Genomic DNA, 2,310 nt, shown 5'->3' with positions numbered 1-2,310 from the left:
CCTCACCCGTGATAATATTCCGGCCTCTTTTGATTGTGGCGATTCCGATCTGAACGAGTTTCTCCTCGAAGACGCTTTACTACATGCCGAGCAAAGGATAGCTACAACTACTCTAGCTGTCCATAACAGCAATGTCGTCGACACCACACAAAAATTTCACCCCGGCTTGCTTAATAAATATCGATTTTGGGTACGCATTAACAAAGTAATGCTTTTCAAGGTAGGATCAACTTGCCACAGAAAATAACAGGACACGAACATGATGGGTGAAACGATGAGCCAATTTTCTTTTACAATCGAGGTCGAGGACGATCACAAATTGGTGGTCAAACCGATCGGGTCACTTGATTTTCATACGGTTGGCATTCTTAAGCAGGCCCTTTATCCCTTGGCCGTAAACGAGGATATCATGGACATTACGTTTGATTACTCGGATGTCGATTACTCCGATAGCTCTGCGTTCGGGCTCCTGCTCAAGCTCAGCAGGACGGTCGATGGCGAAGTGAGAGTGGTCAACGCGCGCCCGTCTCTTAAGAGGCTCTTCCAGATGGCGGGGTTCGATACGCTTTTTTTTAAGGATGCGGGCGGCGGTCTCGGCCCCCACGATCACGACCATATAGCATAACACCATAAATGCAAGGAACAAACCCAGCATGTCGGCAGAAAAGCGAAAAACCCCGTCCGGTTAAAGGCGGGGTTTTCTACTGGGAGGTATCTAAGGCCGCGTCCTGGCGCGGCCCTTAAGGCTATGCCTTAAGCTTGATTATTAACCGTCGTGCGGGCGATTATCTCGTGAAGGTCGCCCTCCCGCAAGAGCAACAGTCTCACTTGCTCGGCGGCACGGGCGTAGCTCGCTTCGAGATCCTTTGGGTCCTCGATCCTGTGGGTATCCAAAGCGATGATCATATCACCCTTTTCTACGCCTAGCTGATCTGCCAGGCTGTCCTTCTCAATATCGGTTACGAGCACGCCCGTAGCTGTTTGCCGGTCGGGATTCTCGCTGTTTTCAAGAGCAAACTTCTGCCGTTTACCGGATATCCCCAGCGGCACCGTTTCCTCGTCTTCCGCCAGGAAATTACCGAGTGCTTTTCTGATCGGGTCTATCTCAATCGCGAACCCTATGTTCTGAGCCCCAAGGACCATTACGGTCGTAATCCCGATAACTTCTCCCCGGGAATTTATGAGGGGTCCGCCGCTGTTTCCGGGATTGATCGAAGCATCCACCTGGATCAAATTCTTCAGGTTAAAACCCCTGTTGACCTGCAATTCCCTGTGAGTAGCGCTGATGACCCCTGCGGTTACGGTCCAGGTAAAGCCCAGAGGGTTACCGATCGCGATAACCAGCTGCCCCGGCAATAAGTTCTTCGATGTACCCAGCTTGGCGGTCGGCAGGTTCTCGGCATCTATCCTGACGAGCGCAACATCATGCGCGGGGTCTCTGCCGACAACTTGTCCCTTGAAGCTGCGGCCGTTCGGCAAGTGTACCATGACGGACGCGGTACCGTTCACCACGTGGTTGTTCGTAAGGACAAGCCCGTTCTTGTTGATGATAATGCCGGACCCCGTACCCTGGACGTATCCCTGTGAAAAGGGCCAGGTATTCTGCCGTACCCCAAAACTTATATGAACGGTTGCAGGACCGACCTTGGCGGCGGCGGTTGTCACCGTCGCGGAGTACGCGTCGAGCAGGCCGTTATCATTCGGTTTTAATTCTCTATCTATTTCAACGATATGTGTAAACTTATTCATCTCTCACTCCGCCGTTCTGTATATCTTGAATGAATCGCTCCAGGTAGGTACCGAGCAGCTCCCGGTTCAGGGAGTAGTAGACGTGCCTTCCATATTTCTTGGTCGTCACAACCCTACACTGTTTCAAAATCTTAAAGTGATGCGACATCGCGGGCTGGCTCAGGTTGAACTGCTTTCGCAACACCTGACAGCTCGCGTCGGCATCCTGCTTGCTCAGCATAATCACTATTTTTAACCTGGTATCATCCGAAAGTGCATCAAACAACTGCACTAAAACTCTACGTGTCATTTCGCATCCTATATATAAATAGTTTTAAATACATTAAAGTATATTTACCACGCTTCTGTCAATAATAAACGGCTCACAGAAAAAGCAGTAGCCAGGAGTCCGGAGCCAGAATTCAGAAGGTGCGGGTTGAGAGAGCGAGTTCTAAGAATAAGATATTAGGGTGTCATTCTGAAGGAGCGAATGCGACTGAAGAATCTTGGGTGCGGAAACCTTCTTCTTATGCAGGAGGGTCTAAGCTTAGACAAACTAAAGTGAGACAGATGGTTTATAGG

Annotated in this window: 3 protein-coding genes and 1 pseudogene; 2 read left to right on the top strand and 2 right to left on the bottom strand. The window is 50.2% G+C overall.

Annotated features, from left to right (window positions below):
* A pseudogene (locus tag COY37_RS10365) lies at positions 1-247 on the top strand (hypothetical protein); the annotation flags it as partial.
* Positions 248-274: 27 nt separating this feature from the next.
* The gene (locus COY37_RS10360) at positions 275-625 is read left to right on the top strand and encodes an STAS domain-containing protein (protein ID WP_286677520.1); all 351 of its coding nucleotides are present in this window, start codon (positions 275-277) and stop codon (positions 623-625) included.
* 128 nt (positions 626-753) lie between these two features.
* Here COY37_RS10360 and COY37_RS10355 read toward each other — a convergent pair whose 3' ends face one another.
* Positions 754-1,749, bottom strand: a complete 996-nt coding sequence (locus tag COY37_RS10355) for a S1C family serine protease (RefSeq protein ID WP_286677519.1) — start codon at positions 1,747-1,749, stop codon at positions 754-756.
* Positions 1,742-2,038, bottom strand: coding sequence for an ArsR/SmtB family transcription factor (locus COY37_RS10350; protein ID WP_286677518.1), 297 nt, complete (start codon positions 2,036-2,038; stop codon positions 1,742-1,744). Before COY37_RS10350 ends, COY37_RS10355 begins: the two co-directional genes overlap by 8 nt.
* Positions 2,039-2,310 lie beyond the last annotated feature (272 nt).

Source organism: Candidatus Aquicultor secundus (assembly GCF_002791875.1).
In the GTDB taxonomy this organism is placed as follows: domain Bacteria; phylum Actinomycetota; class Aquicultoria; order Aquicultorales; family Aquicultoraceae; genus Aquicultor_A; species Aquicultor_A secundus.
This window is presented reverse-complemented; position numbering and strand designations above follow the sequence as displayed.